This is a genomic window from Nitrincola schmidtii (assembly GCF_008973715.1).
Classification (GTDB): Bacteria; Pseudomonadota; Gammaproteobacteria; order Pseudomonadales; family Balneatricaceae; genus Nitrincola; species Nitrincola schmidtii.
In genome coordinates, this window is sequence record NZ_WBOL01000016.1 from 75,213 (window position 1) to 90,820 (window position 15,608).

General features: G+C 44.8%; 16 protein-coding genes. 11 read left to right on the forward strand and 5 right to left on the reverse strand.

Going from position 1 to position 15,608, the window contains the following annotated elements:
• The first annotated feature begins 21 nt into the window (after window positions 1-21).
• The 5 genes from F7R24_RS13260 (at window position 22) to hepT (ending at window position 2,740) form a co-directional block, all read left to right on the forward strand.
• Window positions 22-720: a VWA domain-containing protein gene (locus tag F7R24_RS13260; RefSeq protein ID WP_151671745.1), complete on the forward strand. Its 699-nt coding sequence runs from the start codon at window positions 22-24 to the stop codon at window positions 718-720.
• Window positions 721-728: 8 nt separating this feature from the next.
• Window positions 729-1,463 (forward strand): DnaJ domain-containing protein, encoded by a 735-nt coding sequence (locus F7R24_RS14855; RefSeq protein WP_151671746.1) that lies wholly within the window; start codon window positions 729-731, stop codon window positions 1,461-1,463.
• 73 nt (window positions 1,464-1,536) lie between these two features.
• Complete coding sequence (locus F7R24_RS13270) at window positions 1,537-1,851, forward strand: DUF6482 family protein (RefSeq protein ID WP_151671747.1); 315 nt, start codon at window positions 1,537-1,539, stop codon at window positions 1,849-1,851.
• A 29-nt stretch (window positions 1,852-1,880) separates the two neighbouring features.
• Window positions 1,881-2,336: a type VII toxin-antitoxin system MntA family adenylyltransferase antitoxin gene (gene mntA / locus F7R24_RS13275; RefSeq protein ID WP_240776120.1), complete on the forward strand. Its 456-nt coding sequence runs from the start codon at window positions 1,881-1,883 to the stop codon at window positions 2,334-2,336.
• A complete protein-coding gene (gene hepT / locus F7R24_RS13280) occupies window positions 2,321-2,740 on the forward strand; it encodes a type VII toxin-antitoxin system HepT family RNase toxin (RefSeq protein ID WP_151671748.1) in 420 nt (139 codons plus the stop codon). The genes mntA and hepT overlap by 16 nt, the downstream gene beginning before the upstream one ends.
• Window positions 2,741-2,763: 23 nt before the next feature.
• On the opposite strand, the gene F7R24_RS13285 is transcribed toward hepT, so the two are convergent.
• Genes F7R24_RS13285 through F7R24_RS13295 form a run of 3 tightly spaced genes read right to left on the reverse strand, consistent with a single transcriptional unit; the run spans window position 2,764 to window position 6,493 of the window.
• Window positions 2,764-3,726, reverse strand: coding sequence for a hypothetical protein (locus F7R24_RS13285; protein WP_151671749.1), 963 nt, complete (start codon window positions 3,724-3,726; stop codon window positions 2,764-2,766).
• 26 nt (window positions 3,727-3,752) lie between these two features.
• Complete coding sequence (locus tag F7R24_RS13290; protein ID WP_151671750.1) at window positions 3,753-5,861, reverse strand: tRNA(Met) cytidine acetyltransferase TmcA domain-containing protein; 2,109 nt, start codon at window positions 5,859-5,861, stop codon at window positions 3,753-3,755.
• Between the two features lie 2 nt (window positions 5,862-5,863).
• Window positions 5,864-6,493, reverse strand: coding sequence for a GGDEF domain-containing protein (locus F7R24_RS13295; RefSeq protein ID WP_168926836.1), 630 nt, complete (start codon window positions 6,491-6,493; stop codon window positions 5,864-5,866).
• Window positions 6,494-6,648: 155 nt separating this feature from the next.
• Here F7R24_RS13295 and F7R24_RS13300 point away from each other — a divergent pair, with 155 nt between their 5' ends.
• The 5 genes from F7R24_RS13300 to F7R24_RS13320 all read left to right on the forward strand — a co-directional run bounded on the left by F7R24_RS13300 (window position 6,649) and on the right by F7R24_RS13320 (window position 9,525).
• A complete protein-coding gene (locus tag F7R24_RS13300) occupies window positions 6,649-7,263 on the forward strand; it encodes a glutathione S-transferase C-terminal domain-containing protein (RefSeq protein ID WP_151671752.1) in 615 nt (204 codons plus the stop codon).
• A 33-nt stretch (window positions 7,264-7,296) separates the two neighbouring features.
• Window positions 7,297-8,388 (forward strand): FAD-dependent oxidoreductase, encoded by a 1,092-nt coding sequence (locus F7R24_RS13305; RefSeq protein ID WP_168926837.1) that lies wholly within the window; start codon window positions 7,297-7,299, stop codon window positions 8,386-8,388.
• 1 nt (window position 8,389) lies between these two features.
• Window positions 8,390-8,935: a hydrolase gene (locus tag F7R24_RS13310; protein ID WP_151671754.1), complete on the forward strand. Its 546-nt coding sequence runs from the start codon at window positions 8,390-8,392 to the stop codon at window positions 8,933-8,935.
• Window positions 8,936-9,018: 83 nt separating this feature from the next.
• Complete coding sequence (locus F7R24_RS13315) at window positions 9,019-9,249, forward strand: ParD-like family protein (protein ID WP_151671755.1); 231 nt, start codon at window positions 9,019-9,021, stop codon at window positions 9,247-9,249.
• Between the two features lie 3 nt (window positions 9,250-9,252).
• The gene (locus F7R24_RS13320; RefSeq protein WP_151671756.1) at window positions 9,253-9,525 is read left to right on the forward strand and encodes a type II toxin-antitoxin system RelE/ParE family toxin; all 273 of its coding nucleotides are present in this window, start codon (window positions 9,253-9,255) and stop codon (window positions 9,523-9,525) included.
• A gap of 6 nt (window positions 9,526-9,531) precedes the next feature.
• Here F7R24_RS13320 and dsbD read toward each other — a convergent pair whose 3' ends face one another.
• Complete coding sequence (dsbD, locus tag F7R24_RS13325) at window positions 9,532-11,376, reverse strand: protein-disulfide reductase DsbD (protein ID WP_151671757.1); 1,845 nt, start codon at window positions 11,374-11,376, stop codon at window positions 9,532-9,534.
• Between the two features lie 160 nt (window positions 11,377-11,536).
• Between dsbD and F7R24_RS13330 the strand changes: the two genes are divergently transcribed.
• Complete coding sequence (locus F7R24_RS13330; protein WP_151671758.1) at window positions 11,537-12,604, forward strand: 3-deoxy-7-phosphoheptulonate synthase; 1,068 nt, start codon at window positions 11,537-11,539, stop codon at window positions 12,602-12,604.
• A gap of 65 nt (window positions 12,605-12,669) precedes the next feature.
• Here the strand turns inward: F7R24_RS13330 and F7R24_RS13335 are convergent.
• Window positions 12,670-15,608: beta strand repeat-containing protein (locus F7R24_RS13335; RefSeq protein ID WP_151671759.1), on the reverse strand; the 2,939-nt coding region annotated here is incomplete at its 5' end.

A 15,608-nucleotide genomic window follows, 5' to 3' on the forward strand; every position in this document is an offset into this window, starting at 1 on the left:
ATAACATCCATAGGAGATTAAATGGCTAGTAAAGATCTACAAAAACAATCCGACTCTCAAGCGATCGACCTGTTCATCAAACAGGTCAACAGCCTACCCCAAGTTCAGACAGCGGGTGGTCGGCTTATGTTTGCGTTAGATGCTACAGCCAGTCGTCAAGCCTCTTGGGACCAGGCCTGCCAATTACAGAGTGAGCTTTTTTTAGCCACCAAAGAGCTGGGAGGCCTGAGCGTACAGCTGTGTTACTACCGAGGTTTTGGCGAGTTTCACGCTACGGCGTGGATTAATGATACTCAAGAATTGTTGCGGCAGATGAATGGCGTCAGCTGTCTTGGCGGTCACACACAAATTCGTAAAGTTCTCAATCAAGCGCTAAGGGAAACCCGTCAACGCCCTGTGCGAGCGGTCATTATCGTTGTTGATTGTTGTGAAGAAGATGTTGATCAGCTTTGCCAAAAAGCAGGTGAACTTGGCATGCTGAAGACCCCCGTGTTTATCTTCCATGAAGGGCATGACAGCGAAGCGGAACGTGTTTTCAAGCAGATCTGTAAGCTCTCCGGCGGTGCTTACACGCCTTTTGATAGTCACAGCCCTGAAGTATTACGTGACCTTTTAGCGGCAGTTGCTGTCTATGCTAGTGGAGGGCGAAAAGCGCTGGAACATTTCTCCTCCTCCCAAGGTCAGCATATTAAACGACTGACACAACAACTGAGTAAATAGGAGTCATTGTGAATCCATTTGGGCTCATTGTATTAAGTGCCATCGGCCTGCTAGGTCTGCTTTGGTATAAAGGTCAACCACAAGGTCAAAAAGGGTTAGCGCTCGCCAAGCTCATTCTAGTCATGGGTATATTGGGTGTTGTTTTTTTAAGTCTCAGTGGGCGTATACATATGCTAGGCGCTCTGGTTGCCGTCGCGTTGCCCTTCATTCAACGCTTTCTTCCAGTGATCTTACGCTTACTTCCACTCTCTACCATCTTTGGTAAATCTACACCTACCGCAGGACCTGCTTCCTCCGGTGGTAATCGTTCAAAAGTGACTACCGCTATCCTGGAAATGACACTTGACCACGATACTGGAGTCATGGATGGCACCGTACTTAAAGGTGACATGCAAGGGCGCGCCCTGAGTGACCTTAGTGAGTCTGAATTTATTCGACTCTTAACTACCTGCAGAAACCAAGATGGTGATTCAGCTAGATTATTAGAAACCTACTTGGATAAACGCTTCGGCGAAAGCTGGCGTGCTGACGATACGGGCACAAACCAGAATACCAGTCCTGAAGGTTCAGGAGAGTTAAGCAAACAAGAAGCCTATGATATTTTGGGCATAACACCCGGAGCGACACGTGAAGAAATCATCCAAGCCCACCGCCGACTGATGCAAAAAATGCACCCTGATCGTGGCGGCAGCACCTGGTTAGCGGCACGTATTAACGAAGCTAAAAAGTGCCTGCTGGATTGATCGAATCTGACATCAATAGTCGTAACTTATAGATACCCCATGATTTGTGTGAAGCCACTACTAGGACCCTATTATGAAAGTATCATTACAGCAGCTTCAAAATGGTAACACACAGGTTGATACCCTGATTGTGCAATCTTTCGAATGTGAACACTATTTAGTGAATGTGTTAGATAGATCCGGAAATAGACTGATTGTCTGCGATGACTCAGGCAAACCCCTCAGCTTTAGAAGCCAGCTGGATGCAAAAAAGCCTTTCAAAGGTCTAGGCATCACCACAACTCAACTAGAACATCAAAGCCCTTATAACGAGATGATCGGTATTACCCCATCACCTGTCGCTGCCATGAATGTTCCCATTGCAAACCCTGATCAGGATTATTCTTAAGCCTTATCCGTTTTACCTCGAACCATAATGTGTTGATATCTGCTAGAATCAACACATTAAGCGTAGCTGGTAATACGAAAGTGAATGCAAACGAACCCAACGCGATAACACAACTCCAAACTATATTAGAACAGTTCCCTTTTGTTCTGTTTGCGGTTTTATTTGGCTCTTTTGCAAAAGATAAGGTTCATTTGAACAGTGATATCGATGTCGCTGTTAAAGCTTCACAACCTCTTAGCACTGAGCAGCTAATAGCAATAACTGAATCGATAGCCACTGTATTCAATCGCCCTGTTGATCTTGTCGACCTCAGTACAGTGGGTCAACCTCTGCTCGATCAAATTATCTCTTCAGGAATACAAATAGTTGGCTCGCGGTCATATTGGGGTGACCTAGTTTTTCGTAACATTATTGATCACGAAGACTTTGTTCCCTACCAAAAACGCATTTTAGAAGGAAGAAGGAAAGCATGGATCAACAATTAATTGCGCAAAAGCTGGAATCACTTCGTAGATGCATTCAACGAGTTGAATCAAAGATGCCGGAAGACATAAAAAGTCTGATGAATGACCTAGATTCACAAGATATTATCTCCTTAAACCTAACGCGTGCAGTACAAATGTGTGTTGATATTGCAGCGCACTGGTTAGCCGAAAACAGCGAAACACTGTCTCCGAAAACTATGGGCCAAACTTTCGAAGCACTTGCTAAGGCAGAAGTAATCGACTTATCACTTTCTGATCGTTTAAGAAAATCGGTTGGATTCAGAAATGTTATGGTGCATAGCTACGATGATATCAATTGGGAAATCGTTTTTTATATTTGCACAAATCACCTAGATGATTTTCGTCAGTTTGCGAGTATATTCTCTACAAAAATCAGTGAATAACTCTCTTCTATAGGCTATAAAGATCAAGGTACCACTAGGCGCCCTGCGGCCCAAGGCATGGGAATACCGCTAGGTTTGAGGTGTAAGCCGTTATGACCATAACGAGGATGAAAGCCGGGCAACAGAATTCCTTGTTCGGTTAGCACAAACATCAAGGCTTCTTGGTTGAGTTTTGGATCGGGATCATCCAAGGTTACTAGCAAACGACCACTCGAAAGTTGCTGCCATGAGCCTCGACTTTCGAGAGCAGGCTGTTGATTAAGATAATCCTCACTCAATAGCGCACTGCCGTCGTCACCTAGCTTAAGCCTGATATCTCGTGTTTCAATGGTTTCAGCCAAACGATACTCGGTAAACAAATCCAATCGTTCTAGATTGCCACGCTTAGCACAGCCGATATACTCACGACCATCCAAAGTCATCAACACAGATAAACCAAACCAAGCTTGATCATCTTGACAGGCCGCAGGTTGAATCCTCAGTGACAATCGATGTTTGCGATTACGACCTTCGATATCACTTTCCCACCACCAGTCCGCACCCTGTCGCATCACTGATCCAGCTGGGAATACCAGTGTTCTGCGTTGTTGTGGTAAAAAGATGCGAATATGGCTATCTGTTATGCTCATCTGCCAATCGGGTCTTTCGCCTTGAGCATGCATCAACACATCATTGAGGTGAGTTTGACAAGATGAGGGATCTGAAGCGACGTAACGTAGTTGTGTGATTTGAATTGGCTGACCTGGCAGGCGAGGCTCGCCAATCCATTCAACATATAAGGGCGTGGTTACACCTCTTTGTCTAAATAAACGCTCAAGCTGCTTGGGAGTCTGATCAATCATGCGAGGTTCTGTCTCACGACACCCCCTGACGAAAAACTGTTCATCTTCCATACTGACCCAGCCGCGCTGATAATTTCTGGATGACGTATCACTGAATGGCAAACTGACACAGCCCGACAAGACAGCCATCAGTCCAATCAGCACGATACTCTTCCTCAGATTAAACATGTCTACACCTGCTCATCAGAATTTGATATCAGCTTTTTACAGAGAATACGTAACCGTTTAAGTTGCGCTCGCTTGCCGGACAGACCCGTTTCACTTTCTAAGATCTGGGCAGATTTAAGCTGAAAAATGCGTCCAATCATTAACTGTTGATCTATTTCAGGCCAACTCAATAGCAGCTTCATGTTTTCAGGGATAACCAACCACTTTCTTAAGCATAACAGTGAATCATCAATACTGCGCTGATGTAACGCAAATCCTTGAACAATTTCAGTTTCTTGAACAGCCAAGGCTTGATTGTCAGTTAACGCAGCTAGGCAGTGCATCAACATCAATTGTTCAGAACGCGAAGCTGTTAACGTCAGCTTTAACACTAAACGTTCTGAAAAATTCCGCAGTATCTCTTGACTGATCTTTTGTGCGGATTCCGATAAGGGATTAAGCACCAATAATGGCCAACCCGCAGTGACTCGATCACTTCGCTCACCCAGTCTTAATGGGTGATAATGATTAGCATGCCAAAAACCAAATAAACGAGGATCTGCTGCAAACGAAGCACCGCAAAAATCCAACTGAAGCTTTAGCGCCTCTTGCTGAATGTTTTCTAACAGTCTACTGCCTAATCCTAATCGTTGCAGCTTCGGATGAACCGCAACTCGCATCACTCGCCAACCGCGCAAATAACCAGCCTGACGAAACCCTTCTCTAGACACCAATGTTTGAGGAATTAAATCGCCAGAGGGACGGCGATAACCAGACCAAATAGGTTCTATTAGATCCTCCGCTAACGGCCCCTCTTCTATCAACAAAGCGACGGCGACCGGAGTTTGTTGATGCATTAACACTCTAATTGATAAATCAGGACTATCCAACAACTGGCGAAGATCGTTAGGCGTCGTTCGATAATGAGCGGCAATTAGCAAGCCAAATATCTGTTGTAACAGATCTTGTTTATCAACCAACGCAGATTGAGGCACTGTGATGTATTGTAGATCATCATAGTTGATAGACGTTGAACACTCATCAGCAGGTTCTGCATCCAGCAACAATAAGCGGTAACTGAGCAGTTCAAGTGGATCACCCGCAGCCCATCGCACCGGATCCGTCAAATGCGTAGTTTGGTAGCTTATTTGCTGATGTATAAGCCAAGCTAAAAAGCGTAATTCAAAACCACGACCATTACCCTCGTAACCGTGCAAGGTGGTTGCATACCAGTGTCTTGAGCCGAGTTGCTGTATTTGCTGAAGGATGAAAACAGGTATCGCCGCAGCCTCATCGACGATAACCAGATCGGCTTGCGTATACTTTTGCAATAATACCGCAGGTGGATAGAAGCGAAGACTCAGCAGCCGATGCTGAAATCCACTACCCGTTAACTCTCCATCAGGCAGCTGGCTTTTCAGCGAATTAAACAGTGAATCAAGTGCATCTCTGCTAGGAGCAGTGACAACCACATTTAACGGCTGTAACTGTTTGCTCAAGGGGATCACATCTTGCGCCTTAGAAACTAGTTTCGCTAAGGCCAGACCTAAAGCAGCCGTTTTACCACGTCCACGATCCGCAGTAATCACCTGCGTTGACTCTGGCAAACCAAAGTCAGTGACTAAGCGCGTCACCAAATTAGCTTGCTGCTGACTAAGATAGGGCTCTTCAAGGGTGTGATCAGCTAACTCTGACGATGCCGGTGTAAACGCGGCCAAATGCTGAATTAAATGACGAATAAAATTGCCTGTAAAGTGATAATCAGCAAAACGACTGCCACGTAAAGCTTGATATTCAGGATCTTCATACTTGATCCACTGATCAGCCTTAGGCGTTATCAAAATAAGCTCCCCACCCCCTTTTAACGTGCCACAGACTTGGGCAAAGGCATTTGGGTTAAAGCCTGAGTAGGCATTAAAAATGATTCGATCCGTATCTCTTCCTAACCAACGAATTGCATCGCGGGAATTGACAGACTGCATGGTTAACAATGGGTTATCTGATATAAGTAATGTATCCGATACACAGGGTAATTGTCTTAAACAATCTGAAAGCGCAACGTCAATGTCATGTTCATCAACGGGAATCCAGTAAAAAGATCGAAACGCTTGTGAGAAGTGCCGATTAGCCATACTCAGGTGTACATAGGGTTAAAATCGTGAGTGTATTCAGCATGAAATAGTACTTCACCAGGCCTCTCATTCAGAGCTTTCTCTAGCGTTTCGTTGACCATCTCTGAAGCCATTTCCGCCGTTAAGTTCGCGGTTGGTTGAAACGTACACGCCGCCAGAGTGAATTGAACGTCAGAGGATGTAAAAGCATCATTAACTGCTTGATGACACACTTTGGCAAAAACACCGGCATGTTCATTAGTTGAGGGCAATAGCAGACACAGTTGATTTTCACCGCAGCGACCTAGTTGATCGCCGGGCCGAGAAAGGCGTTGTTTAAGTATCTCAGACACTTGATACCTCTCCGCATCTGAAGGCTCCTCACCACTCAGATGACGCACATCCAACTTCATTAACGTTAAGGGGGTGAATTCACGAACGGCTCTGCGACATTCGCTGGATAAAAGATCATAAAATGCACTATATTTTAACGCCCCTGTTGCAGTATCAGTACGGCTAACACGTTCAATTTCATTTTCAGCCCACAAGCGATATTCAGAAAATGCCTGATTAATTCGATTCAGACGAAGCGTCAGCCCTATCGATACCAGGCTCAGCAGCACTGAAAGCACAATGAATAAAGTCTGAATCACTCTTTCTCCGTATAACAAGGTGGATTATCCTGCTGAATTGATTCAAGCTTATATGCTCATCAAGATAATGAAAAGCCTTAAGTAACAGCTAAAATAACAACCACGAATAACAACTCTTAATAATAACTCTGAATAATAACAACATGGAGACTGAGATGATCGATCTGTATACATGGGGAACACCCAATGGAAAAAAAATATCCATCATGCTGGAAGCCTGCCGCCTGCATTACTCTGTCCATCCAATCGATATACTCGCTAACGCTCAGTTCGATCCCAACTTTTTAGCGATCAGTCCCAATAATAAAATCCCTGCCATTGTTGATCCAGACGGTCCTAATGGCGAATCGATCAGCTTATTTGAAAGCGGTGCCATTTTAATTTATCTAGCGGATAAAACGGGCGAGTTTTTGCCAATGGAAGGACCCGAACGCTATGAAGTATTTCAGTGGCTGATGTGGCAGATGGGGGGCTTTGGCCCTTTCCTAGGCCAAGCGCATCATTTCAACAAGTTTGCTCCCGAAAAAGTACCTTATGCCATTAAACGCTATACCGATGAAGCCAAAAGACTTTGGAAAGTACTCGATTCGCAACTCACCGGAAAGCGCTTCGTTTGCAATGATCTAACCATTGCTGACTTTGCTATTTATCCTTGGGCGGCACGATATGAATGGCAAGGTGTCGATAAAGAGGCCTACCCTGCAGTCAATGCTTGGATGGATGAAATGGCTGATCTTGCGTTTGTTGATCGCGGCATGCAAGTCCCATAAAAAAATACCACCAGACACAATTTGGAGTTATCTGTGCACTCAATCGCAATTATTGGTAGCGGCCCCTCAGGCTGTTTTTTAGCTGAAATTCTGGCTCTAAAACTCCCTGGGGTTAGCATTGATCTCTATGAGCGCCTGCCGCACCCTTTTGGATTAGCCATTAGCGGAGTGGCGCCTGATCATCCACACACACGCAAAGTCACCGAGCAATTACAACGCACAGTAGACAGAGATGAAGTCAACCTGATGTGTAACACTCAAGTAGGCTTGCACATCAGTTACGAAGTATTAAAGGCTCGCTATGATCGAGTCATCTTTGCTGTGGGTGCAGAGCAAGACCGTCACCTGGGTATTTCAGGAGAAGAGCTATCCAACGTATACGGATCTGGTGCGTTCACTCGCTGGTACAACAGCCACCCAGATGCACAGAGCTTACATCCTTCTTTGGGTAAAAAAGTGGGCATTATTGGCAATGGTAATGTCGCCTTAGATATCGCTCGTATGCTTGCTAAAACAGCACAAGAACATCAACAAAGCGACCTAACACCTCACGTAAGAGAAGCCCTTGCCAATCATTCGATTGAAGAGGTACATATCTTTGGCCGTCGAGGACCAACAGATGCCAGCTTTACTCTGCCCGAACTGACTGAACTCGGTCATTTAGCGAATGCTCGGGTTAAGGTATCACCGGATGCTTTTGCTGGCATTGACACCACCCAACTGCCAATTTCACAACAGAAAGTCATTCAGCAATTACAAAGTTTTGCAGACTTATCTTTCGCAACGTCGAACAAAATACAGATTCAATTTCACTTTTATGCAACACCAGAATCGATCCAAGGTGAACAACGCATCGAAGGCTTAACCATCAAGGATACTCGAACAGGGCATACTGACAGGATTCAATTGGATTCATTAATCACCGCCATCGGTTATCAAACACCCTTGATTGAAGGTGTTCCTTATGATGATACAAAAAAACGCTTTGCCCATACTGACAGTCTGATTGAACCCGGTGTTTACTGTGTCGGCTGGTGCCAACGCGGCCCACAGGGTGTCATTCCCACTAATCGCAGTGAAGCGATGGGACTCGCTAGAAAAATAATAAAAGAACTGGAGTCATAATATGCTTATTGATCGTCAGAAATCGCGTTTATTGGTAGTAGATCTTCAAGGCAAACTCATGCCTTACATTGATGACAACGAAAAAATTCTAGAAAATTGTATCTGGCTAACCAAAGTGGCGAACACCCTTGATGTCCCTGTGATCGCTTCTGAACAGTACCCAAAAGGTCTTGGCCCAACTGTTGAACCGATTCGACGCCATATTAGAGATGAGCAGATGATGGAAAAAGAGTACTTCTCTTGTCTTTCAGATGATGGCTGTCGGTCAACCTTACTGGACAAACATTACCCGCAAATTGTCATTATCGGTACTGAATCGCATGTCTGTGTGATGCAAACAGCACTAGAATTAAAAGCCTCAGGTTTAGACGTGTTTTTAGTTGAAGATTGTGTCGGCTCACGTGATCCCCACAACAAACACCTTGCCATTGAGCGCATGCGCCAAGCAGGCATCATCATCGTTAGCCGAGAAATGGTCGCCTTCGAATGGCTGCGCCGCGCTAACACGCATGTGTTTCGGTATGTCAGTAAGACGTTTATTGTGTGATTTAATTTGATCTTCTTACACTGCAAAACTACAATTGTGGTAACGGTAATGCCAGTCATAGATCAATGTAAGGAGTAAAGACCATGAGTAGTGTATCTGTTCGGCTTGATGAATCACTGATCTCAGCTGCTCGAATTGCAGCAAAGACTGAATATCGTACCGTACAAGGACAAGTTGAGTTTTGGGCCAAGGTAGGTCGTGCTGCTTTAGATAATCCAGACTTGCCAGCCTCCTTCATAGCAGAGAGCCTGATGAGTATGGCTGAACCTCGTGAAGATAGCCTTCCATTTGTTCCAAGAACAGATGAAGAATAAAACATGTGGGAAGTTCGACAGACACGACGCTTTTCAAGAACCTACAAAAAACTTCATAAGTCACTTGTTAAAGACGTGAATCTTGCCGTAAAAATGATTGCTGAAAACCCCGATATCGGCCAACAAAAGAAAGGCGACCTCATTCATCTGTGGGTTTACAAATTTCGATTAAACAATCAAGTTTACCTGTTGGGTTATACACGCGAAGAGACACTCAGATTGGTCTATCTTGAAGCGTTAGGGCCGCATGAAAACTTTTATCGCGATCTTAAATAGAACAACTTACAAAATTGGGCCTATCTGACTTAACAAAGGCGCGGGGGCAATCACACCATGCACGGCAAGTTCACGTCGTTCATTGCCTTGCTCGTCGAAAAATACCAATGCGGGTGGACCAAACACCTGAAAACGCTGATTCAATGCACGTGAATCACTATCATTGCGAGTCACATCAATTTTGACTTTTACAAAACCAGACAAGCGTTGCTGTACTTCTGCATCGGCAAAAGTAACAAACTCCATCTCGGCACAGGTCACACACCAATCCGCATAAAAATCGAGCATCACTGGCTGATTATCCGCTTTCGCTTTGGCTAAGATAGGTTCCAATTCATCCATCGAGGTAATGGTTTGATCAAACACCATGGGCGATCCTTGTGCAGCACCTGCGGTATTGGTTGCCAAACCGACGCCTTGCAACGGATAAACAAAGCTGCGACCGCCTGAGAAGACACCCAACAACAAGGCTAAGCCATACACTAACAACACCAATCCAACGCCCTTCCACAGGCGCTGCCAGCCAGTTACCGGAGTAGGCATGCGATCTAACGCGCTCATAAAAACGGCAGTGATAATCAAAATTACGGCTGCCAGTGCCATCGTCACTTGCACTGGCACTATTCTATCTAGCATCCAAACAGCCAGTAGCAGCAATGCCACACCAAAGGCAGCCTTAATCGCTTTCATCCAGCTTCCCGCATGAGGTAACAGCTTGCCTGCCGAGGTACCGACTAATAACAGAGGTACGCCCATACCCATCGACATCGCAAATAAGGCTGCACCGCCTAGGACAGGATCACCTGTTTGACCTATGTAAATTAACGCGCCCGCTAAAGGTGCCGCCATACAAGGTCCCACAATCAATGCTGACAGGAATCCCATCACTGCCACACCAGTAACTTGACCACCCTTCTGGCTTCGGCTCATAGAATTTAGTCTGTTCTGAATAGGCGATGGAATTTGAAGTTCGTAAAAACCGAACATAGACAAAGCCAACAATACGAACACCAACGAAAATACAGAGATGATCCAAGGATTCTGAAAGCTAGCCTGTAAATTAGCGCCAAACAGCCCAGCTAAGACACCTGCGATCGTATAGGTGAGTGCCATTGCCAACACATAAACACTGGATAACCCTAAAGCACGGCGTGTTGAAACCCCGCCCTTTTGTCCTGCAATAATACTCGACAAGATAGGAATCATCGGAAATACGCAGGGCGTAAAAGATAACGCTAAACCCGCAACGAAAAAGGCACCTAAAATCAGAGGTAGGCTTTTACCACCCAGTAATTCAACAAATCGACCGTGCTCTGAAACCGTCTGTATAGGCGTGGTGGTTACGGCAGATTCTGGCGGCATGCCCTCCGGCCAGGTTAATCCAGCCGCTAAGGGTAAGGCTTGAAGAGGAATCGTCTCAGTAACCGGTGGGTAACAGATACCCCCCTCCCAACAACCTTGATAAGTGATACTGACACTCGCATTTTCAAGCCCTTCTGTTTGAGCGCCCACCAACATGGCTGAAATGGCTTGCAGCTTCCACACATCAACCAAACCGAAAAGCTCGTCATTCTTGGGCACACCGGCCTGTCGCCAAAGTTCAACTAACTCGACACCTTCGCTGACTTCAACTTTAACGTGATCACGATACAGATAGTAATCATCGTGAATATTCCAATGCAGCTCAAACACACCTGGCTCACGAACTTGGGTGTAAAACTGAAAGGCCTCATGGACATACAAAGGCCCATGATCTCGACTCGAATTTCCAAATAAAGAAAATTGAGCCCATGCCAGGCTAGGTATTAACACCAACAGACAAAAAGTAACCCATGAAATACGTTTAGACACATTTAATCCTTAACATTTGAAGCGATTTAACCTGCAAACTAAGACCATAGGGTCCTACTATCGTTCCAATTGACGCTATTATACTTGATTACTCTTATATGCATCGCCTAGATATGGTAAAAATACCCCCACGAATCTATCTGCTTTAGGAATAAAAGAGATGACCGATACACGCTTAGAAGACCTACATATTGAATCGATTAAACCGATCATCACCCCTCGTGCACTTAAAGCTCAGCTACCACTTAGTGAGACTGCTATCCAAACCGTGATTAATGAGCGTCAAGTGGTTAAAGACATCCTTGATCGCAAAGACAAGCGTCTGATGGTCGTTATCGGCCCTTGCTCTATTCATGATCCAGAAGCTGCATTGGAATACGGTCGTCGTCTAAAAGCACTTGCTGAAGAAGTTAAAGATTCGCTCTATTTGGTCATGCGTGTCTATTTTGAAAAGCCTCGTACCACCGTAGGTTGGAAAGGTCTGATCAACGACCCCAAAATGAACGACTCTTTTGAGATAGAAGAAGGATTAAAGATTGGTCGTAAGCTATTGATAGATTTATCAGATATGGGCTTACCTCTGGCAACTGAAGCACTGGATCCTATTTCACCACAGTACATGCAAGACCTAATCAGTTGGTCAGCCATCGGAGCACGCACGACAGAATCACAAACACACCGTGAAATGTCTTCAGGTCTTTCCTGTGCCGTCGGTTTCAAAAACGGTACCGATGGTGGCTTAACCGTAGCCATTAACGCAATGGAGTCTGTCATACACCCGCACAACTTCCTAGGTATCGACGAAGACGGTCAGGTTGCTATCGTGAAGACCCGTGGAAATGCCTATGGCCATGTAGTGCTTCGTGGTGGTAATGGCAAGCCAAACTATGACTCCGTTAGTGTTCGTCTATGCGAACAGGCATTGGAAAAGGCCAAACTGTCAAACAACATTATGATCGATTGCAGCCATGCTAACTCTAACAAAGATCCTGCACTGCAACCTTTAGTCGCTGAAAATGCAGCCAATCAGATTTTAGAAGGTAACCAATCGATTATTGGTTTGATGATTGAATCCAACCTAGGTTGGGGCAACCAGTCAATTCCAGCAAACCTTGCTGATTTGAAATATGGCGTGTCAGTGACCGATGCGTGTATTGATTGGAAAACGACGGAAGAGTGCTTGCGTGGGATTCATCAAAAACTTAAAGATGTATTGCCGTGTAGATAATTGCTAATAACTAAAAGGGGCAACAGTAAATGCTGCCCCTTTCAAAAAAGATTTGTAATATAAAACTACTCTATGATGAGTGAACCTGCATCTATCATTTTTGCAATTAAATCATCTCCATCAAAGCTACTATATTGATTTTCAAGATCAGCAACAGTCCACCCTTGAAGTATAATCATTTGATCGACGTCAGAACCGTTGGTGCTGATGCTTAACACCGCAGCGCCATTATCGTCGGCAATGTTTAAAGCACTCAAAGGATCACTTGTATCGCTTAACAAGTCGCTAAGATCTAGCGTATCATTTTCACTCACATTAAAACTGTTACTACTCAGATTGAAATCCGTAACAATATCAACAGCTGCTGTTAAAACGCCATCTTCAGTCGTACCTTCATCACCTAATCGCCAAACAAAGGTATCTGCTCCAAGCCCTCCTGTTAGGATATCGTTACCTCCACCACCGATCAAAATATCATTACCATCTGAACCCAACAAGACTTCATCAGCGTCAGTTCCAACTAGCGTAAATGTTCCATCAGGATTTTGTGCTGTGATCGTGGCATTAATAGATCCAGAAACCTCGTCCCCATCAGCATCTATTGCAGTAAAGTCAATCACGACGGAAGTATCATCAGGTAGAAGTTGCTGAGAGGTAGTGATATCAAGCAGTCTGACATCAGTTCTCGGCGCAGCTTCAACTTCAATCGCATTAAACTGTGTGCCATTAGGAAGACCAATACTCTCCAAACTAACAGAGACCGTTGAGTTTTCTCCAAAACTTGTATCTGTAGTTGAACCATTAAAACGAGTCACTGCTTCTAACGGTGAAGTTCCTGTGGAAATTGGTAGCTCAGTTAAATCCGTGCCTTCAAAAACCTTATAATCAAAACTATTGCTGGTGTTTGCTGTAATTTGAATAGTATAAAGAGTCGATTCAATACCACTGTTAATATTAACAACCCTAACAGTCAGTGACTCTCCCGCAGACATTTTTTGAACAGTCAAACTTACATTGGTAGTTTCATTTCTGAAGTCATCCAAAGAGGCCGCTGTAACATCATAGAAAAGAGCATCATTAGTTGGATCGTTATCATAAAGAGGGGCTTTATATGCTGAATCGAAGAAAACGAACTTAACAACCTCAACATCATTGAGAAGATTGTTATCGATTCCTAACCCTTGGTTTGAACTATTCACTCGGTCTCCAGTATTTCCTCCAATTATGACTGATGAAGAAAACTCTCCGAATGTCTGTAAATATCCACTCGGTGCCGATGCACCCAAGCCTACCAATGTTGAACTTGAACTAATTTCAGGTGAAGCATTTAGGACAGTAAAATCATATGTACCATCTGCATTCAGTGTGATGGTGAATAAAGGAGTAAGTTGCCCTGTTGCTACAGCGGTTAATGAAATACTGCCATCCGGATTTGGAACTGGATCTAAGTACTCAACACCCGGTATTTCGTTCCCCATAATTGATGTATAACCACCAAATCCATCAGCCAAATAGTCAATATCTATAAAGCCAGAAACTGTGATGTTACTCTGATTAACAGTAATGACATCAGAAACACCATTGAAGGTTGGTACACCATCGAGGAAGATAATCTCATCACCAATATTCACTGTTGCAGTATCAATATCACCATCAGCATCGGTTACAGTAACTTTGGCCTCTAATACAATGCCAGAAAATGTGACTTGATCACCTTGGCCAAGCGTTTCATCATGAAATAAGCCGATAGAAGACAACTCCACAACAATACTTCCACCATCTAATCTGAGATCTATTGTCAGAGCAGTTCTTATTAAATTAGAGTCATCCATGTAGCGACCAACGAAAGAGGTTTCGCTGACCTTGTAGAGAAAAATCTCAAAGCCAGATGCAGTCATTAAACCTGATGAAATACCACCATCTTCAAGAACTTGTGTACCTTCTAGGACTTTTACATCAAGACTGTAAACAGTACTGTTCATCTCTGCGGGACCGTCAGCACCAAAAATACTGGTATCAATTAGCGCAAAGTTAATTGTAGAAACACCACCGGTCTCTTTAATGAACGGATTGAAGTCATCATCAATTATTAAATCAAGTTTAGCCATCGGCACATCGTCGATAATGGCAACATTGAGTTCACCTGTGGCAGTGGTTCCGCCAACACCTGCGACGGAGACAGCGATAGTGTCGCTGACGGTAGTATCGTTGTCAGGTTTCTCGTGGAACTGAGCTGCGTTTAGCGTGTAACTGAACGAAACAGTGCCACTAGTCGCAGAACCAGTATAGCCAGTGATCACCAGCGTGCCTTCACCGGTATCAATACCGTCCGAAGGTGCATCAGCGGTGAAGCCTTGCAACTGAGCGAGCGTGAAGCTGGTGCCACCCACGGTGACCGTGGCGATACCATCGGTCGCCGAAACTTGGAAGCTACCTGTGTTAGTCTCGCTGGTATCTACAACCGAAGTCAGGCCTGCCTCAAACACAGTAGTGTCTGGAACATCGATGCCTGCAGTCGTGACCGAGGCCGAATCATCTGCACCTTGAATTTCAATGACTAAATTCGCTGAACTAGTATCACCATCCGCATCTCTGATAGTGTAAGTCAGCGTCTGACTGATTAGATCGTTGGCGGTTAAACCTTGAACTGCTGCACTGCTGTTGTTGAGTACAAAACTATAGTTACCATCGGCACCAAGCGTCAGTGTACCGTATTGGCTGAGAGTGTTGATAGCCGCTGTGTTGTCATCCCATGCAAACGCACCAGTGGCAGCTGGGCCATCAGCACCGTATGAATCATTTAGCAGAACGTTGCCACTAACCGATTGAACATCTCCGTCTTCTGTAACCCTGACCTTTTCCTCATCTTTGGCCACTGGCACATCGTCGATAATGGCAACATTGAGTTCACCTGTGGCAGTGGTTCCGCCAACACCTGCGACGGAGACAGCGATAGTGTCGCTGACGGTAGTATCGTTGTCAGGTTTCTCGTGGAACTGAGCTG